The sequence below is a fragment of the Fibrobacter sp. genome, from assembly GCA_012523595.1.
GTDB lineage: Bacteria > Fibrobacterota > Chitinivibrionia > Chitinivibrionales > Chitinispirillaceae > JAAYIG01.
In genome coordinates this window covers 1-17,568 of the sequence record JAAYIG010000216.1, presented here as the reverse complement: position 1 = coordinate 17,568, position 17,568 = coordinate 1, and the positions used below count along the sequence as shown (strand labels likewise).

16 protein-coding genes are annotated in these 17,568 nt (G+C 42.6%); 9 read left to right on the top strand and 7 right to left on the bottom strand.

From position 1 onward, the window contains the following. A partial coding sequence (locus GX089_15310) for a hypothetical protein (GenBank protein ID NLP03862.1) occupies nt 1-522 on the top strand: 522 nt, incomplete at its 5' end. A gap of 578 nt (nt 523-1,100) precedes the next feature. Here GX089_15310 and GX089_15305 read toward each other — a convergent pair. Both GX089_15305 and GX089_15300 read right to left on the bottom strand, forming a co-directional pair. Continuing rightward, nucleotides 1,101-1,628, bottom strand: coding sequence for an L-2-amino-thiazoline-4-carboxylic acid hydrolase (locus tag GX089_15305; protein ID NLP03861.1), 528 nt, complete (start codon nt 1,626-1,628; stop codon nt 1,101-1,103). Nucleotides 1,629-1,742: 114 nt separating this feature from the next. Continuing rightward, nucleotides 1,743-2,339 carry a hypothetical protein gene (locus GX089_15300; protein NLP03860.1) on the bottom strand — a complete coding sequence of 199 codons (597 nt, stop codon included), beginning with the start codon at nt 2,337-2,339 and terminating at the stop codon, nt 1,743-1,745. A gap of 278 nt (nt 2,340-2,617) precedes the next feature. Between GX089_15300 and GX089_15295 the strand changes: the two genes are divergently transcribed. Then, nucleotides 2,618-2,812 (top strand): hypothetical protein, encoded by a 195-nt coding sequence (locus GX089_15295; protein ID NLP03859.1) that lies wholly within the window; start codon nt 2,618-2,620, stop codon nt 2,810-2,812. 164 nt (nt 2,813-2,976) lie between these two features. After that, complete coding sequence (locus GX089_15290; protein ID NLP03858.1) at nt 2,977-3,414, top strand: pyridoxamine 5'-phosphate oxidase; 438 nt, start codon at nt 2,977-2,979, stop codon at nt 3,412-3,414. A 203-nt stretch (nt 3,415-3,617) separates the two neighbouring features. On the opposite strand, the gene GX089_15285 is transcribed toward GX089_15290, so the two are convergent. Both GX089_15285 and hrpA read right to left on the bottom strand, forming a co-directional pair. Continuing rightward, a complete protein-coding gene (locus GX089_15285) occupies nt 3,618-4,010 on the bottom strand; it encodes a hypothetical protein (protein NLP03857.1) in 393 nt (130 codons plus the stop codon). Nucleotides 4,011-4,217: 207 nt separating this feature from the next. Beyond that, a complete protein-coding gene (gene hrpA, locus GX089_15280) occupies nt 4,218-7,955 on the bottom strand; it encodes an ATP-dependent RNA helicase HrpA (protein ID NLP03856.1) in 3,738 nt (1,245 codons plus the stop codon). 438 nt (nt 7,956-8,393) lie between these two features. On the opposite strand from hrpA, the gene GX089_15275 reads away from it, so the two are divergent. Together GX089_15275 and GX089_15270 are read left to right on the top strand one after the other, a co-directional pair. Further along, nucleotides 8,394-9,302 carry a response regulator gene (locus GX089_15275; protein NLP03855.1) on the top strand — a complete coding sequence of 303 codons (909 nt, stop codon included), beginning with the start codon at nt 8,394-8,396 and terminating at the stop codon, nt 9,300-9,302. Between the two features lie 89 nt (nt 9,303-9,391). Then, nucleotides 9,392-11,305 (top strand): DUF342 domain-containing protein, encoded by a 1,914-nt coding sequence (locus tag GX089_15270; GenBank protein NLP03854.1) that lies wholly within the window; start codon nt 9,392-9,394, stop codon nt 11,303-11,305. 195 nt (nt 11,306-11,500) lie between these two features. Here the strand turns inward: GX089_15270 and GX089_15265 are convergent, their stop codons facing one another. Genes GX089_15265 through GX089_15255 form a run of 3 tightly spaced genes read right to left on the bottom strand, consistent with a single transcriptional unit; the run spans nt 11,501 to nt 14,664 of the window. Continuing rightward, complete coding sequence (locus tag GX089_15265; protein ID NLP03853.1) at nt 11,501-11,896, bottom strand: hypothetical protein; 396 nt, start codon at nt 11,894-11,896, stop codon at nt 11,501-11,503. Continuing rightward, on the bottom strand, nt 11,896-12,093 hold the full coding sequence (locus tag GX089_15260; protein NLP03852.1) for a hypothetical protein: 198 nt from the start codon (nt 12,091-12,093) through the stop codon (nt 11,896-11,898). The genes GX089_15265 and GX089_15260 overlap by 1 nt, the downstream gene beginning before the upstream one ends. A gap of 33 nt (nt 12,094-12,126) precedes the next feature. After that, a complete protein-coding gene (locus tag GX089_15255; protein ID NLP03851.1) occupies nt 12,127-14,664 on the bottom strand; it encodes a 1,4-beta-glucanase in 2,538 nt (845 codons plus the stop codon). 323 nt (nt 14,665-14,987) lie between these two features. Between GX089_15255 and GX089_15250 the strand changes: the two genes are divergently transcribed. The 4 genes from GX089_15250 (at nt 14,988) to GX089_15235 (ending at nt 17,526) form a co-directional block, all read left to right on the top strand. After that, the gene (locus GX089_15250) at nt 14,988-15,131 is read left to right on the top strand and encodes a hypothetical protein (protein ID NLP03850.1); all 144 of its coding nucleotides are present in this window, start codon (nt 14,988-14,990) and stop codon (nt 15,129-15,131) included. Continuing rightward, nucleotides 15,128-15,385, top strand: a complete 258-nt coding sequence (locus tag GX089_15245) for a hypothetical protein (GenBank protein NLP03849.1) — start codon at nt 15,128-15,130, stop codon at nt 15,383-15,385. Before GX089_15250 ends, GX089_15245 begins: the two co-directional genes overlap by 4 nt. Nucleotides 15,386-16,000: 615 nt before the next feature. After that, on the top strand, nt 16,001-16,222 hold the full coding sequence (locus GX089_15240; protein ID NLP03848.1) for a hypothetical protein: 222 nt from the start codon (nt 16,001-16,003) through the stop codon (nt 16,220-16,222). A gap of 41 nt (nt 16,223-16,263) precedes the next feature. Next, nucleotides 16,264-17,526: an ISL3 family transposase gene (locus GX089_15235; protein NLP03847.1), complete on the top strand. Its 1,263-nt coding sequence runs from the start codon at nt 16,264-16,266 to the stop codon at nt 17,524-17,526. Nucleotides 17,527-17,568 lie beyond the last annotated feature (42 nt).

The window sequence follows — 17,568 nt, the reverse complement described above, 5'->3', positions numbered from 1 at the left end:
GGAGCTAAGGGAGAGAAGTTTCAAAACAGAGAGCAGGCTCTTCGTTTCTTTGGAGAGACTGAATCAAGTGCTATCTCTTCATATTTGAAGTTTCTCTCGGAGAGTTGCCAGACCGGTAACAATGAGCAAGCGGGAGAGTTGTCATTTATCGAGGCAACAGAGATTTCCGGTTCGTGCAAAGGATGGCCGGCGGTAATCGGTGATCCGGAATTTGCAAAAAAGGCATTGGAGAACTACAAAGATTATTTGAACAGGAAACATCGGAAGGCTGAATATAATGTTGTGCTTGAAGAGGTGGCCAGGAGGGTGTGTGAGACATACAGTATTTCCCTTGAAGAACTGATGAAGCGGGGAAGGAAGGACAAGCGGTCGAAGGCACGAGCTGAATTCTGTTATCAATCCCATGAGCAAGAGCTCATACCTCTATCTGTCATTGCCAGATTTCTCAAAACGACTATTCCTCCAATTGCGGTTCTTGCGAAGCAAGGTGCTCCTGAGGTAGAGGAGTACTGCTCAGCATAGGATCAGATTGAATTAAAACTTCTTAAAACACTGGTTGAAGGACCTGCCAGGAAAACAATACTCAGTAATTGCAGTTTCTTTTATACATTGCCTGAAGAGGATAGTCTGCTGCAGTAACAATCCCGGAAAAGCAGAACTATTTAAAGCAATAGAGAGCCGTTTGTTTTGGCTGCTAGCGCTATTACTTAACAAATCAGTCCGTCCCCATGTGAACACACAAAAAATTGGTCCGTCCCTAATCGATGAAGCAAGGCGCTCCTGAGCTGATGGAGTACTGCTCAGTATCGGAAAAGATTAAATAGTTTCTAAGAATCCAACCAGAGAAGTTCCTACCTGTGGATTAGAAGATGTTTGTTGCAGGGTTTTTTATACAAATCCTGCTTGTTGTTGAGTTCACAGAAGAATTTTCCTTGAGAATCAGATATACTTCAGGCAGAGTTTCATTTGTTTTGGCTGCGTAACGATCCTACAGTCATGACAAACCAGGTTGCATCAGGATTTCTTAAAAAAAGGTTCGTCCCCTGAAATGCGGAAACGAAATGAAAACAAATTAGTCCGTCCCCAGGCCGCCAAACTCATCAGTAGCGCTCTTTTTCTTCAGGTCTCTCAATTTTTCCATCCACTGATTCTTCCCGCTTACAATCCAATGAAAAATAAGTATGATTACAACAGATACCGTCAGTACCATGGGAATGAGTTCTGCTAAACTTCCATCTGCTTCTATTCCTTTTTGCAATTATGAAATCTCCGGCACAAGCAAATCTGCATAATTCAGGAGTACCGAAATTTTTAAAAGCAGAAGTGAAAGGACAGTTCAGTACTTTAAACTCGGCAAATTCGTTGCTTTCAGATTGAATCTCAACATCATATAACAATTTGTAACTGCTGAAATTCCGGATAATTCTGCTTTTAAAATCTGAAAAGCTATCATTATTATGCATTTCTGGAATTATTGTACCAAGTGACATAACAGATACGTTTGATAATGCTTTACCGACAAGTGATAAAGCTTTTCGTCTTCCAAGTAATACTGATAACGCAAAATAACTGAAAGTAAATGGCATCATTGCAGCATGACCGATAATCCATCTAAGTGTATTAAGCATAGGTAAATTTACCGCTTCTATCTTATGCAACAGCGTGAAGCTGAAACAAGCTGAATATGTTGACTTTATGCCAAGTGATTCTTTCAAACTATGGACGAGTCTGAAAAGTCCCAATCACTTTCTGAATATCATTTCAACGGTTTGATGTTCGTCAATGTTCCAATCATAGGATGATGATTGCAGAAGCCCGCTTATCCAAGGAGCACGCAGGGTAATTGTGGTGTCGGTTTGTTTTGTGACTGTGATTGGATTAAGATGGATACTCCCTGAAAATTTAGAGATTCCTATGACGGATTTGATAACACAGTTATGCAAATCTGTCCTGTATTCCAGCAGATGTTTCGTGTTTTTGTCCAGAAAAACTGTATCTGAGCTACGGCATTCGATAATTTCGCTAATATATGAGTTGAATCTGTTAAATGTGCCTGAAAGAAAAAGTATAATACTGTCATTTATTTCTGAAGATAAACCAGAGAAGGTTACTGTTCCATGCTCTCCTTTCACTGTTGTACTTGTGATGGTGAATGGAAGGGATTGGGAATACTTACTTGAGATGAGATATGCATACAGAAATATGTTGTCGATCAGAGCAAAATTGCTTTGCTTCTGAATCTCTTCCTCAGAAAACGGTGGAACAGTTGTGCCGGTATCTCCTCCGCAACTACAGATAATAACTGCAGATATAAATGTGAGAATCAGATTCTTTTTCATGCAATATTCCAACCGGGTTTATGGTATGAGTGAATAGCTTACAAATAAATTAAACAATGGATAAAAGAGTGCCAAAAGAAAAGGGAAACGGTGAATTTTTATAAAATTTCACATCTATTTATAGAAGGTTCTGGTGAATGTACAGGAAGTGCCGGAGACAGTAGATTCACAGATGTAATACTGGTTCAACGTACAAATTTGGCAGTTGCCGCAAAAATCATGCATGGGATGATTTTTACCTGGAGAACAAGCCTGGATAAGGCTCCCCGGTGGAAGGAATGTACCTTTTACTTTATGAAGGAGGTAAAATTGTAAACAGTGGAATTACTGATCAGGCTGGTGTTGCTCTTCTGCAAGCCGATGGCTTGGCATCAGCTTACTGTTCTTCCAGGCATTTTGCCATAAAAGATGAAAAGGATTCTCAGGCCACTGTTACCTCTTTTGTAAATGGCAATCTGACAGAAGTCTGGTAGTAAAGAAAACAATTTAATAGGAATCATTGGGCCTTGTTAACGATGGTATACCAGAAATTATAATGCTATTTGGTTTTGTATTTATATTCTTTTATGTTCGAGTACTCAAATTTGGCTGTAAATGATTTGATCATTTTACAATAATGAGCAGTACGGAGGCTACCATGAAGACTATTGAAGAGATCAGGGAGTTTGCTAACCAGAATCCTGCTGCCTGGGTTGCGACAGCCGAGGGGGATCAGCCGCATGTGCGTGCTTTAGCGATGTGGTTTGCTGATGAGACAGGTTTCTATTTTCATACCGGTACACAGAAAAGGCTTTCGGGACAGCTTATTGCCAACCCGAAGGTAGAAATTGGTTTTTACAATCCGGGTGATGGTATGGGAAGTATGCAGATGGTGCGGGTGACCGGGAAAATCGAGCAGGTTAGAAATGCTGATCTGGAGAAAAAGCTCTTTGAGGATCGTCCGTGGCTGCATAAAATTTTCGCTACGTATCCAAATGGCCGGATCTTTATTTTCCGCATTGCTCATGGAGAGGCGCAGTATTGGAATATGGAATTGAATTGTAAAGAAAAGGATACTCCGCCGATTGTTTTCTGAATCCTGTTGCAGGGTGTGTTTCCTGGTTCAATTCGGCTACGTTCAGTAAGTATTGCTGATAGACCGGCATAGTCAGAAGCTTGCGGCGAAAACTGATGCGGTAAGATCAATAAACTTGTATTAATGGAAGAAAGAGGTTTCATCGTAAACACGAAGAGATTTCTTTCTTCTTTTTTCATTGCTGATCTGTATATATTGCTTCATCACCCTGTAGTATCAATAAGTAAACCAGCTATCCCGGACACGTCGTCTATCCATTGTTCGAAATTATCATCGGTTATCTCTTTTGTCAGCATTTCAACGATTTTGCCTGCTCTATCCAGGGTGACAAAATCAATAAACACCGATGAGCCTTTCTGGTAGATGCAAAACCTGTGCGGGATATAGTTCTGATCAAGTGTCTGATTTGCAGACTCTGCTGCTCTGGCGAGCGTTTTAAAATAGTCTTTAACCTTTTTTCTGCTGCGCGGCTGCTGATGCTCTTTTTTCCTCTGGCGAGCCTGGGAGATAAGTGAATCCAAATGGGAAATCGATCCGGCTGCGGAAACCGGCTGGACTGAATAGAGCGGCTGGTCGTAAGTCTTTCGAAAATCCACAGAGATTTCCCCCTGGATAAGTGCTGCTTTTAAATCGACTTCGGCACTTCGGAAAGGCTCCTATTTATACATTCGGTTCCTTTTGCGACTCCCTTTAGTAAAATATATGAGACCTGCTCAGCTTTCCACAGAAAAAGATTTCTTCTCGAGGACTCAAAATGACAAACTGGGCTTTGATACCGATCCCGGGGAGGAGAATGAAAGATACTACGTTTTTATTTGTAATAATTTCAACTGTGCCAGTTTCTTGTCTAATCTCTGACCTGAAACCGGGAATAATGTCTTTATCTCCTGCTGAGCAAAAAGGGAGATCCCATATTCCTCTATCATGGCATGGTATTCCTCTATCCCATACCACAAAGGAGAATAGATCTCTTTACAGGTCAGTTTTTCAAGTGTATCTGAATACTTCGTCAGTTCCTGCTTCTTCTGCCGGTATTTGAGGGGCTCCAGAAACGATTTCTGGATACGGAGTCCGAAGGCCTTTAGATACCTGGGGAACTGGCGGAAACGGGTAAAGCGGATCTCCCCGGTAATTTCCTCAATGTAAGAGTCAAGATCTGATATAAGCTCCTGTTTAAGGGGTGCAAAACGCGTGTTATTTTCTTTCCTGATCAGGGCAATATTGACATTGTACTGTTGAAGAGTATTCTCAAGAAGAGAAAGAACTTCATAGCCGATTCCCCTTGTCTTGTTGTGTGCTTCTGATAAGGCTTTGTCGAACTGCAATTTATTCCGGGGAATATCGGTTCCAAAATCAAGTAGAAATTCACGTATGGACATTATCAGCGAATTCCTGATACGATCGACTCCTCCCAGAGATGCGCAGAGAAGTCTGAGTTGCTGAGAGAATCTAACTTCCCGTTCAATCCATGCAAATTCATCAGTAAGGGAAATCTCCATCAGTTTTTTTACACCAGACAGGTGCATTTTCTGTGCTTCGGAAGCGGTTTTACACAATACAAAATCGACTGCAGATCCGGAATCCTTGAGTGCCGGATAGCCATAAAGGGGAACTCCGTTGGCGGGTCTGATTACCTCGATATGATCAGGAATAGAATCTCCCGGCCATCCTGTAAGACCACTTTTTTCATACTTGCTGAATGCATCATTTTTTCCGGACAGAGAGCCTTTGTCATTCCGGGTTACAGCCTTTAATATCGCGGCTCCTCTTCCTGCAGAGATTACTTTCCCCTTATCATCATGCACTTCTATGCGCAAAGCAAGATGATCGGGAAGATTTGATTCTGAAAGAAGCATGGGATCGATACTGATCCCATATAACGCCTCTATTGCCTCAGCCAGGCAGTGTTCAAAAGATTGTGATGAAACAGAGATAACTTTTGAAAGCTCCTTGGCTTTTTCATTGAGAGGCATCAGTTTCTTGCGTGTCTCTTTGGGAAGTCCTCTAAGCAACTCAAGGATCTTTGCAGGCCAGAGCGCCGGCAGCAGATATCCAAGGGAATTTGCGGAAACACAATGGACATCCTTTACAGACACTCTCAATGTGATCCCGTCACTTTCAGCTCCGGGTTCAAATGCGTATTTCAGCGGAAACTTTTTGTCTCCGATTGTAACCCTGTCCGGAAAATCTGCCGCAGATTCGGGAATCTCTGATACCAGAAGATCATCTCTGGTCATGAAGAGAAATTTATCACTTCCTTTTTCCTTTATTATCCTGTTAAGATCATGTACAGATGATACGTTCGATAATTTTGACGCATAAAACTGCTCGATTGCCCCCTCACCTGCGAAAAGGGTCCTGGAGCGCAGTTTTTTCTCGAGATTTTCGATTTCTCTTCGAACTGACTTGTTGTTATTGTAAAAGGGATAACTTCCGTTAAGTTGCTCTTCAACCAGTCCCTGTCGAATAAAGATTTCTGTGGCCAGTGAGGGGCTTATTTTTCCAAAAGAAACACCTGAATGCTCAACAATCATCATCCCGAACAGGGAAATCCGCTCCGTAGCGCGTACAAAACCGGTTTCCGAATCAAACCAGGGCTCAGAATAGCTTTTTGTGATCAGATGTGAGGCGAGTTGTTCGAGCCAGGATGGGTCGATGGGGGAGACGGTACGGGCAAAAACCTGAGATGTCTCTACAATCTCATGACAGACTATCCATTCCGGTTTATTACCGTAAAGTGACGATCCGGGAAAAATCAGTACTTCCTTCCCGCGGAATCCACGGTACCTGCCTGTATCTGTTTTATGTGCGCAATTGGATAAGAGTCCGGTTAAAAGAGACCTGTGGATCGCGTCAGGAGACGCCGGGTTTGAGTTGATAACAAAACTTTTCATTCCCTTTACAGTTTCGGAAAGCATCTGATGAACATCGTGCCACTCCTGCATGCGGTTAAAGGAGAGAAAGTGATCTTTGCAGAATCTCCTCATCTTGTTCTGGGTCTTAAGGGAGTCCCACTCCTGCTGATAAGCATCCCAAAGTCTTACAAAACTCAGAAAATCCGATCCTGTGACAGTAAACTTTTTATGCATCGCGTCAGCTTCTGCCTGCTTATCAAAGGGACGCTCACGTGGATCGACAATAGAGAGTCCTGCTGCGATAATCAATACTTCTCGCAGTGCATTCTCCTCCTTTGCCGCAATGATCATCCTTGCTATGTGAGGATCAAGCGGAAATTGAGCCAGTTTTTTGCCAAGAGGTGTGAGGTTGTTTGCGGAATCGATGGCACCCAGTTCCCGAAGAAGTGCATAGCCTTCGGAAACAGCGCTGCGGGAGGGTGGTTCAAGAAATGGGAAAGTCTCGATGTCACCCAGACGATGTGCCATCATGGAGAGAATTACTCCGGCAAGGTTCGCCCGCTTTATTTCCGGAATTGTAAATTGGTCCCGTTCCAGGAAGCTTTGTTCCGGGTAAAGCCTTATACATACGCCATCCATGACTCTTCCGCAGCGCCCTTTACGCTGGTCAGCGGAAGCTCTGGAGATTGGCTCTATGGGCAGGCGGTTTGTGCGCAGCCTGGGTACATATTGTGAAATGCGTGCCAGACCGGTATCCACGACAAAACGGATATTGGGGACTGTGATCGAGGTTTCCGCAATATTGGTGGCAACTACGATCTTTCTTTTATTCATCTGCTTAAAAATCAGGTCCTGCTCGGATCTGCTGAGACGGGAGAAGAGGGGGAGTACAAGCAGATCCGGCCTGTGGAGACCTGAAAGACGGTCACATGTCTCCCGGATATCCCTTTCAGAAGGCATAAAAATAAGCATGTCGCCTGAGGGGTAGAGGTCAAGAAGATCCTCTGCTGCCTTTACAGCAGAATCCACATACGTTTCCTCAGAGACCTCTTTACTGTCATCTGAGAGGTAAAGGAGTTCTACTGGATAAACACGCCCGCTAACCTCTATAACAGGTGCTTTCCCGAAGCTTTCCGAAAAAAGCCTGGTATCGATTGTTGCAGATGAGACAATGAGTTTGAGATCCGGACGTTCAGGGAGCAGTTTCCTTAGATACCCCAGAAGGAAATCTATGTTGAGGCTGCGCTCATGGGCCTCATCGATGATGAGGGTGTCGTAGCATCGAAGTGAGGGATCTTTCTCGATCTCTGCCAGAAGTATTCCATCAGTCATGAATTTGATGCTCGTCGATCTGGAGTCGTGGTCATGAAAGCGGATCTTGTATCCAACTTCCTCTCCGACATTGCATCCAAGTTCTTCTGCGACCCTGCGTGCGATAGATATAGCTGCGATTCGCCTGGGCTGTGTGCATCCGATCTTTCCGTACCTGCCCCTTCCGGCCTCAAGGCAGATCACCGGAAGTTGAGTTGTTTTACCGGAACCGGTTTCACCGGCTACTATAATCACCTGGTTCTTAATTATTGCAGAAAGAATTTCATCTTTTCGCTCCAGGATCGGCAGGCCCTCTGTGTAGCGGACAGGAGGGCGTTTGAGTTCCTGGAATTTTGTATTTCTGTGCTTATTCATTTGAATATTACGGGTTGTATTGATAAAAAGTAAGATTTTGGAGACCTCGGGGGCAAAAGAACCGGTTGAATTTCCCTTATATTCAAATTTTTAATATAGCCAAGTTGTTAAGATAGATATATCATTATGTTGTATAAGTAAGTTTTCATTCAAAATGTTAGCACAATTATCTCAGTTAAGGTTCAATAATAATTATTGAACTTGAGTTTCCTGTTTAATACAGGGTTTGCATTTCAAACTCTTTCTGATTTGTCCCGATATGGGATGGAGCCGGAATATGTGTCGAAAAATTGTGCTCAGGGCTTCATACTGAAATTTGGGCAGGATCTACTTATGTATACGGGGTAATAAGGTACCTGTACTGATTCCGGTCGAAAACAAACGGCTTGGATTTAATCGGTATTGCTCAAAAAAGACTTAAATCTCTATGGAGGAAAAATGACACATACAATAATGTGTATTGATGATGAACAGATGGTACTGGATTCAATAAAGTGCTCAATCAAAAATGAGCCATATCAAATTTTAACTTCAACCAATGGTGAGGATGCGCTTTCAAAGCTTGAGCAGAACCATATTTCTGTTATAATAACCGATATGTGCATGCCGAAAATGGATGGCTTCGAGTTTTTAACAAGAGCACAAAAGGTATGCCCTGATGCAGTGTATATGGTATTATCTGCTCATTCAGATATTGACAAAATCATGAAAGCAGTCAATGAAAACCATGTCTGGAGATATATTACCAAGCCGTGGCACAAGGAAGAACTGGTATTGGCAATAAAGAATGCTGTTGAAATTTATGAGCATAGAAAAGAGAGGAAAGAGTTTATATCACAATTAGAGGAAAAGAATCTTCAACTCAGCAGAATGAACAACAAGCTTGAAGATTGTGTAAGGGAGAGGACAAAACAACTGCAGCAGAAAAACAGGATTCTGCAGATGCTTATTGAGGATGCTGATATCACAGAAATCCTGAAGGTTGTTTGTACTGCGATTTCTGAACAATTTTCATTATCTCCTGTTTTTATTCATGTCCCGTTTCTCAACAGGATGATTTCGGATAAATCTGTAGAGCCTTCAGAAAAGCTTCTGCCTTTCCTTAAAGAATATGAAGGACAAAAAACTGAAATCGTTAATAATTCGGGTATCTGTATTCCACTGGTGAAAAACAATCTTGTTCTTGGAACAATTCTCATTGAAAATGGCCGGAAAATAAAAGAATTGAAGCTGTCTGATGAGCAGAGGGGTTTTATATCGGTTGCGACATTCTGCCTGATGCAGGCATGGAATCTTCTCAAAGTAGATGAAATGATGAATGAATTGAATAATGATATGAAAATGTAAATGAACGGCAGTCATTTTGACAGATTTGATACTGTGAAATCAGCAGTAAAAACTTTTGCAAACAATAACCCGGAATAACAAACAGGTTTATGTCAGATATCCTTAATAATCCTGCTTACAATGAAGATGATGAGCTTGAATCATTTCTGGAAATGGTTGAAAAACAACTCTCCATGATTGAAGTTCAGGAGCTGGTAGATGGTATTACCGGCGATGATCTTAAAATGAAAGGTTATGTTGGTGATAAGAACCTTGAATTCAAGAAACCATTGTCATTTGATAAGAAAACAGAACATGGAATAGAGATTGAAGAGACAATTGTTTTCAGCCAGAGGAATAATACCGATATATCTGAAGTCGGTCTGGATACTATTCAATACCTGCCGGACATCGCTCCTGGAACACTTATTGGCCATTTAACTATTCCTTCAGGAAAAAGTGGATCAGATTCCAGGGTGATTTCACTTTTTTGCAGTGATACTTACATGACCAAGTCCAACATCGATGTTGGAATCAACGGAGACAAACTCATATTTACTTCAAAAATCAAGGGAAAAGTTGTTCTCCTCAATTCTGTCCCATATGTTATTCCAAGTGACAAAGACGGTTACTTTCTTATTAAAACCTCTCCTGATAACATGCGGGCTACTATTGATTTATATCCGGCAAGGGGAGATGGGAAATTTGTTACATTTGAGGAAATCCTGAATGAACTGGAAAGCAAGGGAGTAACCAGAGGGGTTAAACATACTGCCATTAAAGAATATGTTGAACAGGTTCAGAATACCAAAACTGAGCTGCTGGATATGGTAATTGCTGAAGGGAAGGAACCTGTCAATGGACAGGATGCCCAGATAGAGTATCTTTTTCCTAATGCAGATACAGCCTTTAATTTCAGGATCCTGCCTAATGGAAGGGTTGATTACCGCAGGAAAGCGGAAATACCTGTAATAAAGAAAGATGGTGTGCTGGTCAGGATAGGTTTGCCTTCCAAAGGCCAGGATGGTTTTGACATATCAGGAAAGGTATTGAAGGCAACTGATGGGCGGGTTCCGATTCTTTTTCCTGGTGAAAATGTCACAGTCTCCAAGGATGAAAGAGAATTTATTGCCGAATGTGACGGGCAGATTTCACTTAACGGAAAAGTTCTGAGTGTTTACAGACATTATCTGGTTGATGGTGATGTGGATTTTGAAAGAGGTAATATTGAATTCGACGGTAATGTTACCATAAAGGGCTCTGTACTTGAAGGTGCAACGGTAAAAGCCAGTGGAAGTGTGATAATACTGAAAAATGTAGAATCGGCTAATGTTTATGCCGGATGTGATGTTAAGGTTAGTGGTGGAATTTTCAACAGAAACAGAGATTCGATAGTGGTATGCGGAAGGAATCTGGAGGTTTACCATTTACAGAACGCGAAACTGGAAGTTCAGGGAGACATTCACGTCGGGTCTTCCTGTATCCATAGCACTGTTTATTGCAATGGAAAGATGTATGTGCAAAACCAGAAAGGTGTAATAATCGGAGGTGTTATTAACGTACTGGGCGGAGTCGATGCTAAAAACATCGGGACTGAAATGGGAGTAAGAACTGAAGTCATCGCCGGAAACGATTATCTTGTTCAAAAAACGATCTCTGAATTCAGAAACACTCTGGATATTTACAAGGGTAATCTTGAGAAGATAGACAGAGTACTTTTGCCATTGATGAGACTGATAAAAAACAAGCTCGCTATGAGTCTGGAAAAAAAGAACAGGCTTGCGATTGTTCTGGAAAAGCGGAAGAAGGTCCTGAAGAATAAAGAGATGATGGAGTGGAAGCTTCAGGACATCGAGGGACGTATCACGGCAGATACTAAGGCGTCAATAAAGGCAAGAGAGGTACTTTCACCCGATGTGGTGATCAGGATAAAAGATCGGTCCAAAAAGATTCATACTCCCTGCCATAATGTAACTGTTTATTATGACAAGGGGAAAAAGGAATTGGAAATAGGTCCTTACTGACCACTGAAATTAATCTGATCAGGATGATTATTGGTTTAAACTTGAGAAAAGCTTGATGTGGAATTGTTGCGCAACTGTATAGATAGTGAAGCCTTGTTTAATTTTGATATATCAACGAAGGAAAGCAGAAAAAAAGGGATGCGTTTGATGTATCCCTTCTGTTGATGATACCCGCAGCTTATCAGTAAATTAGATTTATTCGAACCACCAGTAAATATAGTAGTAAAGGGTTACGACAGGTCCATTAGACCTTTGCTCCCAGAAAAGCACCCGGTTCTTATTTACTACATTGGGAATGGAGTTAGGTGTACCCGTGTCCCATCTTTTGCTTGCCGATAGTGAACCTGATGCACCGATAGAAACGGTATCTTTAGCATTGACCAATGATCCGACATGTATTTCGAGCACATTTTCATCCCACAGGACATCATTAGCGCTGCCATCATCATCTTCATATAACATGTACCAGCAGATAAACTTTTCATCTTGTTTAAACTCACTGATAACTCCAAACTTTTCCATCACCATCACTGTCGGGATCTCTCGGACTTGTACGGATGGTATCGGGACTTCCTGATGCAACCCATCCATTAAATCTCCTGATAATTTGAAATTCCATCATTGTCAAAATCATGGTTTTGTTTGGAGCTGTTATAATCATCGTAGATACCATACATCTTTGCGACAGCATTGGAAACCGAATCCCTGTTGTCATCACCGGAATAGGAGACAAACACAAGATCTCCGGTACGGATCACAACACTGTCGGGACCGCTCGATGGTCCCATCCGAACCTCAAAAATACTCCCTTATCCGTAATTTTACTTTACAATAATCTTCAATGCCCTGCTGCCGCTTGTGGCCAGGTAAATTCCTTTATTTAAACCTGACAGATTGATCCGGGACACTCCCTTTACAACTTCAGATTTACGAATTATACGGCCTGAAAGATTCACAAGGTAAATATCATCTGTGTTGTTTGACACTATCATATTCCCAGTACGATATATCTGTCTTGTGCTGTTAAGATACCCGGCGGCATGCTTAACAGGGCTTGTGCCCTCCGGTTCGCCATAGATAAGACCCCTTCCCACAGTACTCATGTAAACGCGGCCGTATACATTGAAATCACCTGCAACGAAGTTGCCGTTTCCAGGCCCGCCAAACTGATGGCTGTCATCGTTGATCCGCTCCCAGGTGACTCCTTTATCAATGGAACGGTAGATGCCTATGGGACCATTGTTTGCAGCGCCCCATATATAAAGAGCATAGTAGTCCTTACCCGGTGCAGCTTTTCCCAGTCCAACCGAAACACAGACGTTAACAGCAGAAAAACGCTCAAATGTATTACCTCCATCTTCAGTAAGCGCAAGCCCGTTGCGGCTGTATCCACCGGGCTGCCATAACTGATTCTGGTCAAGCGGAATCAAGAGATGTCCTTTTTTGCCCGGCACTGTTCTCATCATGGATGTGCTGTTCTGGTAAAGCCCCTGCTGGTCATCATTGATCCGGCTCTGTTTGGTAAAATTTGCACCGCCGTCAGAACTGACCATGAACCATCCCTGCTGATCCAGTATATAGAAGATGTTTTTGTCAACTGGATCCGGAATGATCCTGCATGTACTTGACTGCCCATCCAAACCATTAACAGTTGTCCAGGTCACACCCTTGTCTGCTGAGCGGTAAACGGTGTTACCCACTTCTGCACGATGAAGAATCACACTGCCATCAGCATTGAGAACCGTATAACCCTTACCCACCTTCGGTGTCGGAAGTTGTGTCCACGTTTTCGCAGTATCCGTACTGTAATACAGGACATCGGATTCGGTGGGAGGATTTGTGGAGTAATCGGTGACATGACCTGCACGTACGAAAGTCCCATTGAGAGGACCGTATCCAAGTGATACTGTGGTTCCGATACGGGGTTCATGGGCCGGTGCGCTTCTGTAAATATCAGTATAGCGTGCACCATCATAATCACCGATCGCAGTAACAAGCGGACCTCCGGGTACACTGACTATGTCAAGAGGAACCGTTTCTTCAAGTCCTCTGGACTGGAATTTCCAGAGTGGTGAGGTTGCAGTGATATCATCGGTGCGGAAAACACCATTACCTGATGTTACCCAGACCCTTTTCGGGTAAAACGGATCAAACTCGATGGAGCCTGCCCAGTGGATCGCGGTGCCATCGATCCAGTTGTTGCCGTTTGCATCAACATTCGCGTTTGTACCATCATTGGTGATCCATGCAGGGAAGAGATTTTTCCATGTAGCACCCCCATCGGTACTCACGAATATGATATCACCTGCATTGTCCTTTTTATTTGACCATCTGTACTGAGCTGAATAGCAATTGACGGTAGTTAGAATGATGTGCTGTGGATCAGCCGGATCTATCGAAATACCTCCAAACCCATGTGCCTTCCCCGGAGAACCGGAACCGTAGTATTCAGAGTTTTCATCTTTGGGAGTTATGTTGGTCCATTGAGATGTGGCTGTTGAGTATTTCCAGACACTGCCAGTGTTGACACTATGGGGACCCGGGCTGTTTGAGAATGTTATATACAGGTTTCCCTGGGATAAGGCAGCCCGCATAGCCATCATATTGGATGGCGCACCTGCCACAGGTGTAAAGCTGGCGCCGCCATCATTACTTACATAAAGACAGCCGTTGGTTTTTGCAACCCCCATATATATTGTTTTAGTGCCTCCAGCCGATGTTTTTCCACTAGAAGGGTCAAAGACGATGAAACTGATTCCATTGTCAGATATAGTGGAACTGCCGGCTGTTATTTCTGTCCCGGACACTTTTATCCAGGTTTTTCCTGTGTCACTACTTTTAAAGAGTCCGCTTGTCCGGCTGCCGCAGAAAATGATCGCACTGTTTTGCGGATCGACAGCCAGTTTTTCTCCTGTTTGACGTCCCATTCCGTTTCCATGGGCTTTGAAAAGTGAGGTTACATTTACAGTGTCAAATGTTTTACCGTAGTCACTTGAGCGTAAAATCATGGTTTTTCCATCGCTGAAGTAGTGAGTTCCGGCAAGGATATACAAGCGACGGGGGTCCTGAGGATCCAGCGCAAGCGCCTCGGTACCAAGGAGTCCTACATCAAGTTGAGAAACAAAATCCATAAGCGGGATCCATCTTCCACCGGTAGAATCCCATCGGTATGCACCTCCGACATCGGTACGTGCATAAACAAGCCCCGGCTGTGTTTTATTTGTAATGATTCCGGAAACAAATCCTCCGCCTTCAAAGCAGACATTTCCCCAGGTGTACGGTTCAGGTGCTGCGGATGATGAATTGAGTAACAGACCAATGCTTAGACAGGTGGCCAGGAAGATTGATTTGATGCGCATCGGAACCCCTTTGCTGATGGACATTTTTGTTTCTTGTTTTGGTCTATTAATAAAATTAAATATTGGGTAGAGGGAGTGTCAGGGAGGGATGAGGGAGTGAGATTACCTCTGAAGTGAATGAGTGACTTAAGAGCCCACCGAGGGAACTTTGTCTTAGTATGTAATTTTGTGTCCAATCTGTTGCACACAAATGTTTTGTGTCCGGAAAAATCGTGATTATTGGACTCAATAGTAAGCACACTATGGATACTGTGAATTATTTCTACATTTCTGGGCTGTGCTAGATTAACTAAATTGCAATACTTTCAGGACTTGTATAAACGATGGATCCATATATTCCAGATACTCTGCCTTTGAAAAATCTTGATTATGGTAGACTGCTTGGATTTGTGGGAAAAGCCAATGCTGCAATTGCCAGATATGACGGTCTATTACAGGGCATATACACGCTTTATATAATGAAATGAAAGAACGCATTCGCAATATTACTCATTCCCAGTATTCAATTCAGGCTTTAGATGGTTTGTTTGACAAACCGATTTTCCAAACCAGTGATTTTGTGAATCGTACAAAGATCCCAAAGCAGACTGCTATGCCTATGTTGCGGCAGATAAGGGATGCTGGTATACTGTATCCACTTCGGGAAGCAAGTGGTCGTCAGGCTGCTATTTATGCTTTTAGAGCTTTACTCAATGCGGCTGAAGGCAGAGAAATAGTATAAGTTGTGTCCAATCTACCATACTCAATTGCTTTTGTGTCCAGAAAATCAAATTTCATTGGACTCAAAATTTTTTAAGTGTAGCAAGTTGGACACAAATCCTCTTGGAGAAAACATGTACAACCCCCCCTGATTAAAGGTGAGCCATGTACTATCTGCTGTATCGGTTGCTATCGATGAGGGGGTTCCGAAGGTGAAACCGCAAGTATAGGATGTCCATGCTCTGTTAGAACTCAGATGGGCTACTCCCAGCATGACACATATCTACCTGTGTATAGACACTACTTGGCATTACTTAAAATAGACAATTCTGAAATGCAAATCAATAGTAGTGTACAGAGAAAACTTGACGGTTGCTACTGTAATCCGGAATAATGCATTGATGTTTTTACCTTTTGTTCTTCCGGAACAGGAGGAGAATACCCTGCATGATTAATTTTACTTCATCTCAAGTTAAAAGGGAGGTTTTTTTGATGCTCTGATTCAGATTGCGTGTGTTTAAAGTGTCTGCTGTATTCACAAGAATACACCGATCCGAAATATCTGCCCGATTTATTACAATTAAGACATTATATTTATAATTGCAGTTACCTGTAACTCTTTCACAAGGAGAAAATTATGGGAAAGCAGATTATCCGTATTTCCCGATGGTCATGCAGGTCGGTTTTTAAGGTTTACAGCAGAATTATGACACTGATATTTGCCCTTTTCTGTGCAGCAACAGGGCAGTTGACCAGGAGCGCATCTGCCAAACGGACTGCAGCAACCAATTTCAAGGGTACCGCATACCGGGCATCGGATTCCACTGTCCTTAAAAATATGGGGCATCCGACATTTTAATGGGTAGCCCCCATATATAGTGTTTAGAGTATTTTTACTGCATGGATGATAAAAAGCTCTTCACGAAGATATTAGGATTGAAGGCGCCTTGGTTTATTGCCGAGGTGAAGGTTGATGAAAAGAAACAGCAAGTTGACATTTATGTTGATCATGAAGAGAACATTACGGTGAAATGTCCCGAATGCAACCGATTTTACAGCGTGTATGATCATTCTCCAGAACGCATTTACCGCCATTTGAACGTTTGCCAAATGGCCACTTATATCCATGTCCGGTTGCCAAGGGTTAGCTGCCCTACTCATGGTGTAAAGCAGATAATTTCCGAATTCGGAGAAAATGGTTCGGACATGACATACGATTATGAGCGATTCATCATAGACGTTGCAAAGGAGTGCAGTGTCGAAGCAGTAGGCAGGTTGTTTTCTATAACCTGGGACCGCTGCTGGAATGCTGTAGAACGAGCTGTTTGTCGTGGCAAATCAAGAAAGCCCCATGCTATTCCGATTAGAATTGGTGTCGATGAGAAAGCATTTTCACGTGGACATAAATACGAAACAATAGTGACGAATATCGATGAAGGTACAGTTGAGTTCGTATGTGATGATCGTGAGCAAGAGAGCCTTGAAGCCTATTACCAGCAATTCAAAGGAGAAGAATTAGAAAAAGTTGAAGCCGTTGCGATGGACATGTGGGGACCGTTCATTGCCGCTACAAAAAAGTACATCCCGAATGCAGGCAAAAAGATTGTATTTGATCGTTTTCATGCAATGCAACATATGCTTAATGCTGTAGACAAAACAAGAAGGCTTGAACATAAAAAGCTGCTGGAAGCGGGCGATCACACACTGAAAGGCACCAAATACATTTGGCTATGGAATAAAGAGAATGTTCCAGAATGGAAAAAAGAAGATTATTATGCGTTAAAATCTTTGGATTTAAAAACGAACAAGGCTTGTGCTATAAAAGACAATCTCCGCCACCTTTGGGATTACAAATACGAAAAGTGCATGAGAAATTATTTCAAAAAGTGGTATTTCTGGGCTTCACATTCGAGAATAGAGCCGGTAAAATCGGCTGCAGAAACGATAAAGTCACATATAGACAATATAGTAACCTACGCAAAGCATCAAATTACTAATGCTCTGGGCGAAAGTATTAATGCAAAGATTGAAAAGGTAAAAAGAATGGCATGCGGCTTTCGGAACAGAGCCCATTACAGAACAGCAATCTTTTTTCATTGCGGAGGATTGGATTTGTACCCATATCCTCCTGTAAAGCCTTGTTTACGTTTCAGAAGTGCTTAGGCACAATATGTTGGGGCTACCCACGAAAAAGCCGGAAGCGGC